Source organism: Zobellia russellii, from assembly GCF_044597075.1.
In the GTDB taxonomy this organism is placed as follows: Bacteria; Bacteroidota; Bacteroidia; order Flavobacteriales; family Flavobacteriaceae; genus Zobellia; species Zobellia russellii.
On record NZ_CP139000.1, the window covers coordinates 199,432 to 214,558 of the forward strand.

Below are 15,127 nucleotides of genomic sequence, written 5' to 3' on the forward strand. Positions count from 1 at the left end.
CTTAATTAATCAATGCGCCTATAATTTTCAGAAGCAATTCGCCCACCATCTTCATCTAATGAGATTTGGGTAAATGCGTTGTTTTCCAATTGTAGCTCCATACTCCATTGCATATCCGGGTTGGCAATTTTGCGCATGGAGGCAGACATATACTCTAGTTTTTCTGTAAGTGTGTTTTCCGTGGCTTCGTATGAGCCGTAACCAAACCATTCTACCGTTTTGTTTGGCGTGTAGCGTGTCCACATGACTTTACCGTTATAGTACATTTTAATTTGGCTGAAGCCCTTTTCCGGGGTTAGTGTATCTGTAACATTCTCACCATCATAGTTGTAGCGGCTAACCAGTTCCCATGTGCCTTCAATTGAAGGGTGAAGTTCAGTTTTAACAGTAGTAGTTCCTGTTGCGGAGATGAGTAGAAGCATCAATAAGGCCAATCCTAATAGTTTTTTCATAATAGTGTAGTTTAAATGGATAAGCGGTTTTGTACCAATAAGTTGCAACAAATTTTGTGAAAATCGTATTTTTTGTAACAAAAAAATAGGGTATTCTCAGTGTAGGTAAAATCTTCAATTATGGGTATTTGTAAATCTAAATTGAATAAAATAGCATATTGATAAATTGACGATTGTATATTATAGATGTGTCATTTCTGCTCTTTAGCCTGATGTTTTGGGCAAAAAATCCCTAAATTTAATAGATAAACTAACTCCAAAACACATGAAGAATATTACACTCGTAATGTTTGCCTTGCTTTGTTCATATACATCGTTTGGCCAAACAATTTCAGGAAATGTTACTGACACAAAAGAGGTGCCCTTGCCGGGTGTTTCTATTGTGGTCGTAAGAACTAACAAAGGTGCCACAACGGATTTTGATGGTAATTATTCCATATCAGCTTCGGAGGGTGATGTACTCAACTTTTCCTATATAGGTATGAAAAGTAAGACTGTCACTATTGGCGCGGACCAAACCATTAATGTGGTCTTAGAAGAAGACGCCCAACAACTTAATGAGGTTGTGGTTACGGCCTTGGGTATTAAAAAGGAAAAACGCTCTGTTGGTTATGCCATTCAGGAAATAGGTTCCGATGAGCTTAATAGGGATAACAACGGAGATGTTTTAAGTGGAATACAAGGTAAAGTTGCCGGGGTCAATATCAACTCTAGTAGCGGTGCTGCAGGAGCTGGTTCTAGCATTATAATAAGGGGTATTACTTCTTTGAACCCTTCAGCAAACAATCAGCCATTATTTGTTGTAGATGGTATACCTATAAGTAATGAAGCTACAACGGGTAATCTTTTGCCAAGCACAGGGTCTAATGCACCCTCTTCCTCAGAGCAGTTTTCTTTTACGAACAGAGGGGCGGATATAAACCCTAATGATATAGAAAGTGTTTCCATATTAAAGGGTCCTGCTGCTACAGCTTTATATGGTGTAAGGGCAGCTAACGGGGTAGTGGTAATTACTACCAAGAAAGGAAAGAATGGAGAAACCAAATTTAACCTGAGAACAAGTATTGGTTGGCAGGAAGTAAATAAAACGCCTGATGTCCAAACCAAATGGCGCGAAGGAAGAGGTGGTGAGATTATTTCTACATCCAATAACAACGCCCCGGACGGATATGATTTTGCTGGTGACAACAGTTTTGGGTTTTGGACACTAGGTCCTGAGTATGGCCCAAACGACAAGAATTACGATAATTTCAAGAATTTTTTCAATAGGGCTTTTACTACTAGTAGCTCTTTAAATATAAGTGGTGGTGGTGAGAGTTATACTTATTTTGGTTCCATATCGCGGTCTGATGATGAGGGCTTGGTACCCAATACCTATTTTGATAGAACCTCCCTTAAGCTTTCAGGTACTTTTAATATAACCGATAAGTTTACGGTAGAACCCTCTTTTTCATACATTATTTCAGATGGGAGATTACCAAATGGTGGCGATAAGTCTATAATGAGTTCTCTGTCCTATTGGTCCCCTACAATAGATGTAAATGATTATATCCTGCCTAACGGAGACGAAAAAAATTATACGGCAGGAGTGGTAGACAATCCTCGTTATTTTGCTGAGGTAAGCTATCTGGACAGTAGGGTAAACAGAATTTTAGCCAATACAAAGTTCAATTATAAATTTAATGATTGGGCTTCCGTGCAATATCAATTGGGTGTAGACAATTATCATGATTCAAGGCTTCGTTTTGTTCCGCCGGATATTGACCCCGGTTCTGCAACCCAAGGTTTTATTGTTGACGAAGCTTTAAATTACAATGAGCTAACATCTAATTTGTTCGTTACACTATCAAAGGATTTTAACGAAGATTTTTCTGGGTCTATCCTCGTAGGAAACCAAATATCGGATACAAAAACAAGAAGGCTTACGTTACGTGCCGAAGGTCTTGACCCAAACAATTTAACAGCCTTTGGCCAGGCAAATAACTTCTTTGAGGATATTGGTGGTGCCGAACGTAAGATTGTTGGTGTGTTCGGAGATGCAAGGCTGGAGTATAAGAATACTTTGTTTTTGAACGTAACGGGTAGAAACGACTGGTCGTCTACACTACCAAAGGAGAATAGAAGTTTCTTTTATCCATCTTTCAATTTAAGTTACGTTCTATCTCAAACTCTTCAAGATGCAGGAAGCTTACCGGACTTTTTAACCTATGCTAAATTTAGGGCCTCTTATGCTGAAGTTGGTAAGGATGCCCCAGCTTATGTAGGAGTTTATTATGATCAACCCTCTAACTTTCCGTTTGGCACTGTAGATGGACTTTCACGAGATAGCTCCGGAGGTTCAAGTACCCTAAAACCGGAACGCACGGCTTCTATTGAAGTTGGTGGAGAGTTTAAGTTTTTCAATAATCGATTTGGAATAGACTTTACTTACTACAAACAAAATAGTAAGGATCAAATTCTACCCGTGCCCGTTGCCCAATCTTCTGGTTTTGATACGTTTGTTCTAAATGCAGGTGAAATTGAAAATAAAGGATTGGAAGCATTGGTAAATATTGTTCCCATAAGGAACGATAATTTTCAGTGGGATGTTACTTTAAACTGGTCTAAGGTTGAAGCGGAAGTTATTTCATTACCTAACGGTATAGACGAAATTATATTTGCCGATAGTGGTTTCCCCGGGGTTGTTTCCAAATTAGAAGTTGGCGGTGCTCCCGGTGACCTTTTTGGATACGTTTATGCAACACATGAAAATGGTAGTCGGTTAATTGGTGATGACGGTTTTCCTACCATCGTGGCCAATAACCCTTCTGATCGTGTTAAAGTGGGTAATGCGCTTCCAGATTGGTTGGGAAGTGTAAGCAGCACAGTTAAGTATAAAGGATTGGCATTATCATTTTTGTTGGAAAGAAAAGAAGGAGGTGAGCTTTATGACTCAGGGCAACGAAACGGTATCCGTAACGGGGTTTTGGCCATTACTGAATTCCGTGATGCCGAAATTGTTTTGGACGGTGTTCTGGCAGACGGTTCCCCAAATAATATTCCTGTGCTTATAGATGAAAATTACTATAGAAGTTCTTCTGTGTACAATCGTGCTTCAGAAATATTGGTTCAAGATGCTTCTTGGTGGCGTTTGCGCAATGTTACCCTGTCTTATGACCTTCCTAGTAAATTGATAAAGAATACCCCTTTTACAACAATGGGCTTCAGTTTTACAGGCACCAACCTTTGGTTAGATACGCCTTTTAGAGGTTATGACCCAGAAGGTAGTCAGTTTAGTGCCGGTACAAATGCTTATGGCTTTACCGGACTTAATATTCCTAATACAAAGTCGTTCATATTTGGTCTTAACCTTAATTTCTAGAAAAATGAAAGTTTTAAAATATATATTCTCGGTTACGGTAGCGACCTCTTTTTTAATTGGTTGTGATGATTATTTGGGCGATAATGTAGACCCGAACAAAGAGCTTCCTGAAAATGTTACGGAAGCAGATTTATTGCCTACGGCTATTTACAATTCATCCTCTGCACATTACAGTATAGCCTTAAGCATATGCCAATATTCTCAGCAATTGGCCTCTTATTTTGAGCCTGGGGCAGATACTCAGGAAGAGGTTCAGATCAGTGGAGGATGGAGCAATATTTATTTGCAGGCCTTGGCAGACTTGGGTCAAGTAGTTGCAATAGCTGAAGAAAACGGTGCTAACCACTATTTAGGTGTGGCTAAGGTTTTACAGGCATTCAATTTAGGACTCGCAACGGATCAGTGGGGAGACGTACCTTTTTCGTCGGCTTTAAAAGGCGAAGATGATTTTAAGCCTTCCTATGATTCCCAAGAAAGTATTTACACTCAAATAAACAGCTTGTTAAATGAAGCAATCACTTTATTGGAAGCTTCGGGTTCCAGTACTATTGGTGAAGCGGATTTGATTTACAGCGGAGACCTGTCTAAATGGATAAAAACGGCTTATTTCTTAAAAGCTAAGTATGCGCTTCATTTATCCGAGGTAAACCAAACCGAAGCAATTGAGGGTGTATTGGCCAATGTATCTTCTAGCTTTTCTAGTAATGAAGATGATTTTCAGTTGGTATACAATGAAAGAAATTTTAACCCATGGAACTCAGGAGTTGTTTTGCCTAACAATACGGGAAATTTTTCAGTGTTATTGTCCGATCAGTTGGTAAGCTTAATGAATGGTACTTCAATACCATTTGCAACTATAGAACTAGACCCACGTTTGCCCCTAATTACTACTATAGGTGATGATACGGAGTATAGAGGAGCTATTAATGGTTCTGCAGGAAGTCATGAGCTGGCCGCATCGGAAGACGATGATGGAGTAAGTGCCAACACAGACCTTGGAGCTAATAATTTTTATTCCTCACAGACAGCTCCGGTACTATTAGGAAGTTATTCGGAACTCAGATTCATGGAAGCGGAAGCTCTATTCCTTCAGAATGGTGGTAACGCTACTTCTGTTGGTAGTTCTGTAGAAGCCTACAATGCTTATTTGGCTGGAGTTGAAGCTAATATGGATAAACTGGGGGTCTTGCCAGCCGATAAAGCGGCTTATTTAAGCGATGCGTCCGTTGCTGTTGGTGCTGATAATTTAACCATGGCGTTGATTATGCGCGAAAAGTTCATTGCTACTTTTTTAAATCCGGAATCTTTTGTTGATTTAAGAAGGTATGATTTTGACCCCAATGTTTTTATAGGCTTGGAATTGCCTGTGGGACATAATGAAATATTAAATGGGGAGTGGGTTAGAAGAGCCCAGTATCCTGCATCGGAGCAAACTAGAAATGGAGAACAAGTTGAGGCCGTAACCAAGAATATAAGTGAGCCTGTTTGGTGGGATAGGGATTAACCACTAAAGAATATTTTTTAAGGAAGGATATTGATGCAATGTAATACGTGCTCAATATCCTTTTTTTTATGGGCGGCACTCAATACGATTCTGCTCATAAGGGGAGCGCTTTCATCTGGATACGGAAAGCTGGTAACGATAATTCTATTGGCTTCAAGGTATTCGGTTAGTTGTACGTCCGAAAAGGAATAGGCAGGATGACCCGGCATAAAATGGAATTTTTTTCGCTTTTTCAGATGCCTAAAAAAGTGATTCATATTTCGTTGTAGTCGCTTTCTTTTTAGGTCATAAATAACACCCGCTTCTATAAGAGTGGCCATAGCTGCTGGTGTTGCCGGACTTGCACCACCATAAAAAGAGGTCTCGGTTAAAGAATTGATGCGCTCATCCGTACCAAAAATGGCACCTGCTTGAATCCCGAAACCCTTGCCCAATGACCCGCAAACAATAAGTTCTTTGATTTTTAACTTGGATAAAATAGAGAAAACGCCACCTCCATTTTCCCCAACTACACCCAATCCATGGGAGTCGTCTACCACTAAAATAATCTCTTCTAATGGCAGTACTTGTAATGCATCAAAACTAGGATAGTTACATCCTGAAAAATCAATACTGTCCAAAAATACAACCGGGGTAGTCTTACTGGAAGTTAGATGCTCGCGAACGGCAATATTCAATGCAGCAAAGGTGGTGAACGGTTTCCGTTTTACTTGGTATAGCGCAGAATGGGTGTTTGGTGCATAAAAAAAGTGATGTTCTTTGGAATTGAGGGCCTGAGCTAAAAACTGACCAGCCAAATATCCTGAGGATACGGTTATACATCCTTCGCTACCAGCTAAATTGGCCAGATAACGCTCGGCCTCATCAAATACTCTTAAGCGAATATTGGATTTTCTAGAAGCTCCGTAATTGGTGCCATATCTTTTAATGTTATTGATAAACAGTTTTTGAAAATCACTGTCCGTTTGAAGTGCAAGGTAGGAGGTGCCCCCAAAATAGAGATGGGGGACTTCGTTAATGATTACTTTTCTTCCGGGAAATGTATCTATATAATGATTCATGGCCTAAGGCTTACTCCGGTTCCGTTCAACTGAGGAAAAACAAGTTTTCCGTTGGGTAAAATTTTAACGCCATCGGCTATATCGTCCTTTAAAAGTAGTGGGCCGTCCATATCTACATAATCCAGTTGGGGAACCAATTGCGCTATAGCTGAAATTCCTACGGTAGATTCCGTCATGCAACCGATCATAACTTTTATACCCATATCTTTTGCTTGGGCGATCATACGTAGAGCAGGGGTTATGCCTCCACATTTGGTCAATTTTATATTTATTCCACTGTAATGCAGCGCGCATTTTTTTACATCTGACTCTACAATACAACTTTCATCGGCAATAACGGGTAGTACGCTATGATGCATAACTTTTTCCATTCCTTCCCAATCATCCGCCTTTAAAGGTTGTTCAAGAAATTCAACACCCAATTCTTTTAAAAGTGGGGCATTGGCAATAGTTTCATTAGCAGACCATGCACAGTTGGCATCTATTCTAAAAATAGCATCGGTATGCTTGCGCAGTTCCCTTACAATGGCAACATCATCTTCCGTTCCCAATTTTATTTTATAGATAGGCCATGGCATTTCTTTCATTTTCTCCAACATTTTTTCGACGGGAGCTATACCAATGGTATAGTTGGTTATGGGGTACGAGGCGTTACCGGTATTCCAAATGCTATACAATGGTTTCTTATTAAGTTTTCCATATAGGTCCCATGCGGCCAGGTCTAATGCGCAAATAGCAAAATTAGAAAGGTTTTTTGTGGTTAGGAAAGCGTGGAAATTTTCCGGATGGTCTATGTTGAACGCCTCTATTTCTGTTCTGATTTCTTCAATTTCCGCCATCATACTTTCAACCGTAATTTTATAGTACGGATTAGAGGTAGTTTCACCGTAACCGGTTTCGCCGTTCAATGAAAGTGCAACGATAAGGGTATCTTGAAAATCGTGTGATTCACGAGAAATACTAAAGGTGTGTTTTAAGGCTAGGACGTATTTTTTTAAATCTAACTGCATGGTTCAATTCTTTCTACTAATATAAAAAGACAAATAGGGTTTGTAGTTTTCTGCGCGCTTTTTTTCGGAAAGAAGAAAAGATTAACATTAAAGACCCTTTAAACCAAAAACAAGCTGCCAAAAATTTGACAGCTTGCATTCATGGTCGATCGTTTTTTGATTTTAATATTTATGTACGCTACCGGAAACCGATTTTTTTGTTTTTACACTGGCATTACCGGAGTAAGCAACATTGCCACCGCTGCTGGCATCGGCTACTAGGGTTTCTGAAACTAGAATTTTCATGTTACCGCCACTGCTGGCATCTGCGGTACAGGTTTTGGTAGAAAGTGTTTTTGCGTTAATATTACCACCGCTACTTACATCTACATCTGCACGATTAGCTTGGCCGGAGATGTTTAGATTGGCTCCACTACTGGCATCTATTTCAATGGTATTTGCTACAAGTTCTACGCTAATTTGAGCGCCACTGCTGCCATCAATTTCTAGATCATCACTTTCAATTGTGTTTTCAATACGAAGTTGAGAACCGCTAGAAGCATTTAAACTAGTTATTACGGGAAGCGAAACATATACAGTTTTGGTTGCTTTGCCAATGTTCTCTCTGGCATGAATACGCAATTTTCCATTTTTTATATCCGTAGCAATGAGGTCTATAATATTCTCATCCGCTTCTACCTTAATATCAAATTCATCGGCTTGGGTTACGTACACCATTAGCCCTTCAGAGGATGATACTTTGGTAAACTCGCCCGTTACTTCTCGGTTATCCGTTACTACGGTTCCGTTTCCTTTTTCTCCTGTTCCAAAATCTCCTATGTTTATGTCAAACCCACAGGATGATAGAAATAGCGCAACTAAGAATGCTATTGCAATGCGAATTAATGTTGTCATGATTGTTGTTTTTAGATTGATGTAAAATTGAACTATTGGTTGCTTTCTTACCAGATTTTCAGACTCAAACGTCATATTTTGATACTGAATTGATTACACTGGATAGATCGCCTTGATAATTATGTTTTATAATTGGTGTCCTCAGGTTCAGAACGGTTGTCGTCTATATCTATATCAATACCGTTTTCATCTATATTGATTCGGTTTTTACCATCAGAGCCATTTTCGTTGGATTTTATTTGTACTCCGTCTTCACCTATTTTCATTTTAAATGATTCACCATCTTCTTGAATGTCTATATCAATACCGCCTTCGTTAATTCTGATTTTGTTTCTTCCGTTATTGTCATCATCAAAATCATCCTCGTCCTCATCAACGAACTCCGGGCATTCTAGACATTTTAATTCTCCATCAGAGCCCATTTTCCATGTATATTCGCTTATATCGCAGGCATCCAGGTTTCTATCGTTTTGAATATGGAAGCGCCAGCATCTATAATCGCTATCATTTACATAGTTTAGAACAGTGCCTTCTGGAATGTAAAGGTTGATGCGAACCTCTTGGTTCATCATTTTATTCTCTCTGGCAGTTGTTAAAAAGTCCTGAAGGTAGAGCGTGCTGTTTTCAACCTTGTAACTATAGTTGATAGCTTCGGCATATTTTTCTGCCACCTCAAAAGAAGAACCATCGGATTCTTTTATAATCTCTATTCTAGTGATGGTATCTTTTGATTTTTCCAAATAGAAGCTAACATCATCTAACACCATTACTTCTTCACCAGATTCGTTTCTGCTAATAGTTACTCCGTTACCCATTTCAACTTTACGCTTGTTTCGGAATTTTCGGTTGTAGGATTCCAAGTTGATCTCTAAAGTATCTACCATGGTTGGAAAATGAATATTCTCCATAGTTACAGTAGATTCAGAAAATGCGCGCGCAGAAGCTTGTTTTATTCCAAAAACAATCAATAGTATTATGGAAATTAACCAAAGGCCTAATAATGAGAATTTAGCAATACTTCCAATAGATTTAAGGTTGTTGACCAAGATTTTCAATCCTAAATAAAGAAGAAAGAAAAACGGAATACCTATGGCAAAAAAGCCAAGTAGTGAAATCAACCAGATAGACATATCACTGGCATCCACAATATGGTACATGTTTATTCCTGGTACATGAACCATATCCGCAATACCTACAGTTATCATTCCTATAAACAGCCCAATAATAGTAGCCGCACCAATAAGGATCAGGAGAATACCAATAAACTTTCCAAAGATTTTGAAGAAAAACATTATGATATCTCCTAAAGTGTCAAAAAACGACTGACCGCCACTTTTTACTTTGTTACCTACACCTTCATAATCAACGCTCTTAATTTTTTGGGCAACATCATCAAAGCCTTCCTTGACCTTGCGTTCTATATTGCTGATGTTGATGTCCTCCCCCCGCATATCCAACTTTTGCGATGTAGTAACTGCTTCGGGAATCAATAACCAGAGTAGGCCGTAGATTAAAATAAACCCACCCGAAGAGCCAATGGTTAACAGTACCCATATTAAACGCACCCAAAGTGGGTCTATATTAAAGTAATGAGCCAGACCGGAAGATACGCCCGCTACATATTTGTGCTCCGTATCTCGGTACAGTTTTTTGGATTTTCTTGGTTCCGAATAACCACTTCTTGTATTAGGTTCGTCTTCAAAAATATCTTCGTCAACCATATAGTCTTCTGGTTGCCCCATGATGGCAATAACCTCGTCTACCTGTTTTTGGGTAATGACCTGGCGCTCGTTCTCAAGCTTTTCATGGAACAGTTCCGCTATACGGGCTTCAATATCTGCCAGTATCTCATCACTGCCGGGAGTATTCGCAAAAGAACGTTTAACGGACTCTAAGTAGCGCTGCATTTTGTTATATGCGTCTTCATCCATATGGAAGAGCATATTGGCTAGATTAATGTTTATAGTTTTGTTCATTTTAGTCGTTTTTTCTCTGTAAGTGCATAGTAAGTATGAAGTTGCAGAGTAGTTTTTTAGGTTTATTTATTATTGGTTACCAAATTTGTTGCTGTTCTTAGCTCGTCCCACGTACTGTCCAGTTCCTTTAGAAAAAGTTTACCGGTTTCTGTAAGTGCATAATATTTTCTTGGGGGACCAGAAGTTGATTCTTCCCAGCGGTAGCTGAGTAGTCCCGCATTTTTAAGACGGGTAAGCAAAGGGTAAATAGTACCCTCTACCACAAGCATTTTTGCATCTTTTAGCGTTTCAAGAATTTCAGAGGCGTATTTGTCCTTTCCGTTAAGGATAGACAGAATACAGTACTCCAAAACGCCCTTGCGCATTTGTGCTTTTGTATTTTCTACATTCATAATTTCTTTTTGCTTTTTATGCAGTTCCTTTAAATTGGGGGAACGTGATTGTTCGTAAATGGTACGCTGCATAGTTTGATTGTTCGTTTTTTTGCTATTCCGAATCCGTTTTGGTTAATGTCCCGTGATTAGTGGGACCCGTTGCGGATTTAGAATAAATTGATTGATGAATAAACTCCTTTTTGATTGGGTATGATGAGTACCCTTTTATATATTAATGAAGGCTAATGACCCTCGTGATTTTCCAATTAGAATCTGTGTTTTTCCATATCATTATAAATTTACCAGGCTTGGAAATAGCATCCGGTTCCTGGTTGTTGTGAAATTTGTGCATTCCTATTTCTACGGCGCCAAACCCGCTTATGGGGTATACCTCTATACTTCCTTCAACCAATTCGCGTGTTACTTTTCCGCAGATGTTCTTCTTTAAGCTTTCCAGCAAATCTTGTTTTGATGTGGATAATCCGCCTTTGTCATGATAGAACTCCAAATCTTCGGCATACATCGCGGCTTGTTTGTCCATATTACAGGTATTGTATGCCTCAAAATACTCGGTATCTAACCGGATAATTGTTTCCCTTAATTCCTTTTCGGAAGGAGATTGTGCTGTCACTCCCCAGAAGCTAGAAGCAAAAACAAGTGCGGTTATGGATGCGTACAATCTCATTATTTTAAAAACTTTATAGTTAGCGGATATGAAAATTCTTGACCCTCATTAGTACGGATAACGGCAAGTATGGTGTATACTACGTTCACTACAAAAAGGGCACCGTGGGCTAAACCTGCTATACCCAAAGGAAATAGCCAAGAACCAAAATTGAGACCTTGGCTCAAATCAAGATTAAGATTGTTGTAATCGTTTAAATGGTCAAGCCCCAAAAAGCTACTGTTTAACAATTCAGGAAAAAAACCTAGAAACATAGGAATACTGATTGCGCCAAGGACAATAGAGTAGAGTAAAAGGCTAATCTGAAAGTTTAAAACCTGTTTGCCGTTGTAGTCCACAAACGCATAATCCTTTTTATTGGCGGTCCATAACACTAACGGAATTATAAAGTTACCGAATGGAATAAAGAATTTTGAAAAAGAAGAAGCGTGCACGATTGCAGCTAAATTTCGTTCATGTTTTGTTATTGTACTTTCCATGGCTTAGTAATTTCTTATGCAAATATATATCTAAAAGAAGGTACTATGCAAAACAAAGTACTAAATATTAACATTATATTAACAATTGTAAACAGAAAAAAAATATCTACATTTAGGAAAAATATATAAGACAATGGCAGTATCTACGGGCAAGTTCAACACATTTACATTTTTTAAATTACCTTCTGCATGGTGGAGTGGGGTTAGGTTGCGTTATATGGATGAGAAGAAGGCTGTTGTAACCGTTACCCATAAATGGTTTAATCAAAACCCGTTTAAAAGTATGTTTTGGGCGGTACAGGGTATGGCTGCAGAACTAAGTACGGGGGCCATGGTCATAACCCAGATTAGAGAAAGTGGGAAGAAAATTTCTATGCTCGTAGCTAATAATAATGCCAATTTTTCTAAAAAGGCAACCGGAAAAATAACCTTTACGTGTGAGGATGGCCATCTCATAAAAGAAGCCATAGACAAAACTATTGCTACTGGAGAGGGACAGGCATTTTGGATGAAGTCCGTTGGTGTTAATGAAGATGGAGTAGTAGTATCTACCTTTAATTTTGAGTGGACTGTGCGGGTAAAACAATAAAAATTTTCACTCTATCTGTAACATTTTCCGCTTCATGGCCAACTAACACACATCAATAAAAAACGAAAAGAAATGAACGCACACGAAATAGACTACCAGATTTATGGTGAAGAAATGCAATATGTAGAAATAGAACTAGACCCGCAAGAAGCCGTAGTGGCCGAGGCCGGTAGTTTTATGATGATGGATTCCGATATTAAGATGGATACCATTTTTGGAGATGGCTCCAACCAAGAAACGGGTGTTTTAGGCAAGATTTTTTCCGCAGGTAAGCGTATCCTTACGGGAGAGAGTCTTTTTATGACCGCTTTTTTAAATATAGGACGAGGCAAGAAAAAGGTAAGCTTTGCATCACCCTATCCAGGAAAAATACTTCCCATAGACCTATCTGAAAAGCAAGGTAAGTTCATTTGTCAAAAAGATGCTTTTCTCTGCGCTGCTCAAGGGGTATCCGTTGGCATTGAATTTTCAAGAAAGCTAGGTCGTGGCCTATTTGGTGGTGAAGGGTTTATCATGCAAAAATTAGAGGGAGACGGCATGGCTTTTGTACACGCAGGCGGTACTATGGCCAAAAAGGAGCTTGCCGCAGGTGAGGTCCTTAAGGTAGATACCGGCTGTATTGTTGGTTTTTCACAAACCGTAGATTATGATATTGAATTTGTAGGCGGAATAAAAAACACGGTTTTTGGTGGTGAGGGTCTTTTCTTTGCCACATTAAGAGGTCCGGGAACCGTTTATGTTCAATCTTTGCCGTTCAGTAGGCTTGCCGGCCGTGTTTTAGCATCGGTGCCAAGAGGAGGTAAGGATAAAGGTGAAGGAAGTATATTGGGTACGCTTGGAGATATAGTAGGAGGGGATAATCGTTTTTAGGCGTTCTTACCGTATATAAATAACTTAAATGGTAAACGCCTCTTATGGCGATAATTTAATGGATTTTAAAAACCTAGTCGAATTTTTAAAGGCACTTCAACGGAACAATTCCAAAGAGTGGATGGATGCCAACCGTAAGTGGTATAAAGAAGTACGGGACGATTTTGTAAAATGGTTGGACCATATGAATCTTATCTTGGCAGAAATAGACCAAGAGTATTATGATACACCGGGTAAAAAGGGCATTAACCGGATTAACAATAACCTTATGTTTCATCCCAACAAGCCGGTATACAAAGATCACTTTGGAGCTGGTTTGGACAAAAGACCCTTTACGGCCGATTTTTATATTGAAATAGGAATAGAAAGATGCATCTTGGCCGGTGGTTTTTGGCGGCCTGATTCAGGAACGCTCAAGAGTATCCGTGAAGGTATTGACTATGATGGAGATTTGTTAAAGAATATCCTGGAGAAAAAATCATTTCAAAAGGCGTTTGGCGGACTTTATGAAGACGCGAAACTCATAAAGGCCCCAAAAGGATTCTCCAATTCCCATGAGCATATAGAGCTTTTAAGAAATAAAACATTTGCCGTAGCACATGAATTTTCTACAAATGAGGTATTTATGTCCGGTTTTGAGGAGAAAGTTGTTAATTTATATAAAGAAATGCTGCCTTTTAGGCGATATCTTAATAAAGCGGTGACTGTGATCTAAAAACGAAAGAAAATAAATGATTTACCTATTTTTATTTCATTTTTGAATTATTTTTCTAGTTTTGAAAGATTTTTCTGACTATATTTTGAGCGATTATGGAATTTGAAGAAGTTACCCCGTTAACAATATGGATTATAGATGACGATCTTGTATCGTTGTTTGCGGCTAGGTATGGCATAGAACAACTGGGGAAGCCTTATATAGTTGTGGATTTTGACAGCGCCGAAGTTGCTCTTAAAGTATTGTCCGATAGTCTTGAAGGTTCCACCGATCTCCCGGATATAATCTTACTGGATTTGGTAATGCCCAAAATGGATGGTTGGGAATTTTTGCAAAAACTGGAAAAAATGCCAGAACATGTAAAAGCTACTGACGTTTATATACTTTCGGCATTTTTAAGTACCAAAGAAAGGCAACGGGCCTCTCACCACCCCGAAGTAAAAGGATATTTTGATAAGCCTATCTCAAAAAGAGCTTTAGGCCGTATATTTGGAGAAAAAGAAGAAGCCCGGTAAGGTTTCTCTTTTTTTTGAACTAATCTCTCCTGTATAATCTCATACAATTTCAACGTGAAGAACGGTAAAATCAAGAATATTAAGAAAGAAGTATTATCGGACAATTGGTATACGCTTAATAAATATGTGTACGAATATCAAAAGGAAGACGGTTCTTGGGAAACTCAAGAAAGGGAAGCCTATGACCGGGGCAATGGGGCCGCAATTCTACTGTATAATAAGAAAAAAGGAACAGTTGTTCTAACGCGACAATTTCGTATGCCTACCTATGTAAACGGCAATACCAACGGCATGATGATCGAGGTCTGTGCCGGTCTTTTAGATGGTGATAACCCGGAAGATTGTATCCGTAAAGAGGTAGAAGAGGAAACCGGCTACCAAATAGAAAACGTTCATAAAGTTTTTGAATCTTATATGTCTCCAGGTTCGGTTACGGAGGTACTCCATTTTTTCGTGGGTGCCTATGAAGAAAAGATGAAAATTGGCGAAGGAGGAGGAGCGGATGATGAAACCGAAAATATAGAGGTTTTGGAATACCCGTTTCAAGTTGCCATGGGCATGATAACTTCAGGGGAAATTAAAGATGCAAAAACAATACTTCTTTTACAGTATGCAGCGGTGCATAAGCTGTTGGAATAATCA

The 15,127-nt window shown here is 39.0% G+C and carries 15 protein-coding genes; 7 read left to right on the forward strand and 8 right to left on the reverse strand.

The window, feature by feature from the left end:
- Nucleotides 1-5 precede the first annotated feature (5 nt).
- A complete protein-coding gene (locus SJY45_RS00755; RefSeq protein ID WP_215438872.1) occupies nt 6-452 on the reverse strand; it encodes a hypothetical protein in 447 nt (148 codons plus the stop codon).
- Between the two features lie 265 nt (nt 453-717).
- Between SJY45_RS00755 and SJY45_RS00760 the strand changes: the two genes are divergently transcribed.
- Together SJY45_RS00760 and SJY45_RS00765 are read left to right on the forward strand one after the other, a co-directional pair.
- Entirely contained in the window at nt 718-3,813 is a 3,096-nt protein-coding gene (locus SJY45_RS00760; RefSeq protein WP_400072929.1) for a SusC/RagA family TonB-linked outer membrane protein, read from the forward strand.
- Nucleotides 3,814-3,817: 4 nt separating this feature from the next.
- The gene (locus SJY45_RS00765) at nt 3,818-5,317 is read left to right on the forward strand and encodes a SusD/RagB family nutrient-binding outer membrane lipoprotein (RefSeq protein ID WP_400072930.1); all 1,500 of its coding nucleotides are present in this window, start codon (nt 3,818-3,820) and stop codon (nt 5,315-5,317) included.
- Nucleotides 5,318-5,334: 17 nt separating this feature from the next.
- Here SJY45_RS00765 and SJY45_RS00770 read toward each other — a convergent pair whose 3' ends face one another.
- The 7 genes from SJY45_RS00770 to SJY45_RS00800 form a co-directional block, all read right to left on the reverse strand.
- Entirely contained in the window at nt 5,335-6,378 is a 1,044-nt protein-coding gene (locus SJY45_RS00770) for an aminotransferase class I/II-fold pyridoxal phosphate-dependent enzyme (RefSeq protein ID WP_400072931.1), read from the reverse strand.
- Complete coding sequence (locus SJY45_RS00775) at nt 6,375-7,388, reverse strand: dipeptide epimerase (RefSeq protein ID WP_400072932.1); 1,014 nt, start codon at nt 7,386-7,388, stop codon at nt 6,375-6,377. Before SJY45_RS00775 ends, SJY45_RS00770 begins: the two co-directional genes overlap by 4 nt.
- Nucleotides 7,389-7,550: 162 nt before the next feature.
- On the reverse strand, nt 7,551-8,282 hold the full coding sequence (locus tag SJY45_RS00780; protein ID WP_215914700.1) for a head GIN domain-containing protein: 732 nt from the start codon (nt 8,280-8,282) through the stop codon (nt 7,551-7,553).
- Between the two features lie 119 nt (nt 8,283-8,401).
- Nucleotides 8,402-10,258 carry a PspC domain-containing protein gene (locus SJY45_RS00785; protein WP_400072933.1) on the reverse strand — a complete coding sequence of 619 codons (1,857 nt, stop codon included), beginning with the start codon at nt 10,256-10,258 and terminating at the stop codon, nt 8,402-8,404.
- A gap of 62 nt (nt 10,259-10,320) precedes the next feature.
- Nucleotides 10,321-10,650 carry a PadR family transcriptional regulator gene (locus tag SJY45_RS00790; RefSeq protein WP_215439474.1) on the reverse strand — a complete coding sequence of 110 codons (330 nt, stop codon included), beginning with the start codon at nt 10,648-10,650 and terminating at the stop codon, nt 10,321-10,323.
- 214 nt (nt 10,651-10,864) lie between these two features.
- A complete protein-coding gene (locus tag SJY45_RS00795; protein ID WP_400072934.1) occupies nt 10,865-11,317 on the reverse strand; it encodes a nuclear transport factor 2 family protein in 453 nt (150 codons plus the stop codon).
- On the reverse strand, nt 11,317-11,796 hold the full coding sequence (locus SJY45_RS00800; protein WP_215438886.1) for a DUF4870 domain-containing protein: 480 nt from the start codon (nt 11,794-11,796) through the stop codon (nt 11,317-11,319). Before SJY45_RS00800 ends, SJY45_RS00795 begins: the two co-directional genes overlap by 1 nt.
- A gap of 133 nt (nt 11,797-11,929) precedes the next feature.
- On the opposite strand from SJY45_RS00800, the gene SJY45_RS00805 reads away from it, so the two are divergent.
- The 5 genes from SJY45_RS00805 (at nt 11,930) to nudK (ending at nt 15,124) form a co-directional block, all read left to right on the forward strand.
- Nucleotides 11,930-12,385, forward strand: coding sequence for a DUF4442 domain-containing protein (locus SJY45_RS00805; RefSeq protein WP_289063489.1), 456 nt, complete (start codon nt 11,930-11,932; stop codon nt 12,383-12,385).
- 72 nt (nt 12,386-12,457) lie between these two features.
- Nucleotides 12,458-13,255 (forward strand): TIGR00266 family protein, encoded by a 798-nt coding sequence (locus SJY45_RS00810; RefSeq protein ID WP_215914698.1) that lies wholly within the window; start codon nt 12,458-12,460, stop codon nt 13,253-13,255.
- Nucleotides 13,256-13,313: 58 nt separating this feature from the next.
- On the forward strand, nt 13,314-13,970 hold the full coding sequence (locus SJY45_RS00815) for a DUF2461 domain-containing protein (protein WP_400074282.1): 657 nt from the start codon (nt 13,314-13,316) through the stop codon (nt 13,968-13,970).
- A gap of 95 nt (nt 13,971-14,065) precedes the next feature.
- Complete coding sequence (locus SJY45_RS00820) at nt 14,066-14,485, forward strand: two-component system response regulator (RefSeq protein WP_400072935.1); 420 nt, start codon at nt 14,066-14,068, stop codon at nt 14,483-14,485.
- A 54-nt stretch (nt 14,486-14,539) separates the two neighbouring features.
- Nucleotides 14,540-15,124, forward strand: coding sequence for a GDP-mannose pyrophosphatase NudK (gene nudK, locus SJY45_RS00825; RefSeq protein ID WP_215438892.1), 585 nt, complete (start codon nt 14,540-14,542; stop codon nt 15,122-15,124).
- Nucleotides 15,125-15,127 lie beyond the last annotated feature (3 nt).

Excerpts from the sequence above, each read along its gene's own strand:
- SJY45_RS00815 (WP_400074282.1), top strand. The coding sequence starts at position 13,314 with ATGGATTTTAAAAACCTAGTCGAATTTTTAAAGGCACTTCAACGGAAC.
- SJY45_RS00820 (WP_400072935.1), top strand. The coding sequence starts at position 14,066 with ATGGAATTTGAAGAAGTTACCCCGTTAACAATATGGATTATAGATGAC.
- SJY45_RS00770 (WP_400072931.1), bottom strand. The coding sequence starts at position 6,378 with ATGAATCATTATATAGATACATTTCCCGGAAGAAAAGTAATCATTAAC.
- SJY45_RS00775 (WP_400072932.1), bottom strand. The coding sequence starts at position 7,388 with ATGCAGTTAGATTTAAAAAAATACGTCCTAGCCTTAAAACACACCTTT.
- SJY45_RS00805 (WP_289063489.1), top strand. The coding sequence starts at position 11,930 with ATGGCAGTATCTACGGGCAAGTTCAACACATTTACATTTTTTAAATTA.
- SJY45_RS00755 (WP_215438872.1), bottom strand. The coding sequence starts at position 452 with ATGAAAAAACTATTAGGATTGGCCTTATTGATGCTTCTACTCATCTCC.
- SJY45_RS00760 (WP_400072929.1), top strand. The coding sequence starts at position 718 with ATGAAGAATATTACACTCGTAATGTTTGCCTTGCTTTGTTCATATACA.
- SJY45_RS00795 (WP_400072934.1), bottom strand. The coding sequence starts at position 11,317 with ATGAGATTGTACGCATCCATAACCGCACTTGTTTTTGCTTCTAGCTTC.
- SJY45_RS00810 (WP_215914698.1), top strand. The coding sequence starts at position 12,458 with ATGAACGCACACGAAATAGACTACCAGATTTATGGTGAAGAAATGCAA.
- SJY45_RS00790 (WP_215439474.1), bottom strand. The coding sequence starts at position 10,650 with ATGAATGTAGAAAATACAAAAGCACAAATGCGCAAGGGCGTTTTGGAG.
- SJY45_RS00785 (WP_400072933.1), bottom strand. The coding sequence starts at position 10,258 with ATGAACAAAACTATAAACATTAATCTAGCCAATATGCTCTTCCATATG.
- SJY45_RS00780 (WP_215914700.1), bottom strand. The coding sequence starts at position 8,282 with ATGACAACATTAATTCGCATTGCAATAGCATTCTTAGTTGCGCTATTT.
- SJY45_RS00800 (WP_215438886.1), bottom strand. The coding sequence starts at position 11,796 with ATGGAAAGTACAATAACAAAACATGAACGAAATTTAGCTGCAATCGTG.
- SJY45_RS00765 (WP_400072930.1), top strand. The coding sequence starts at position 3,818 with ATGAAAGTTTTAAAATATATATTCTCGGTTACGGTAGCGACCTCTTTT.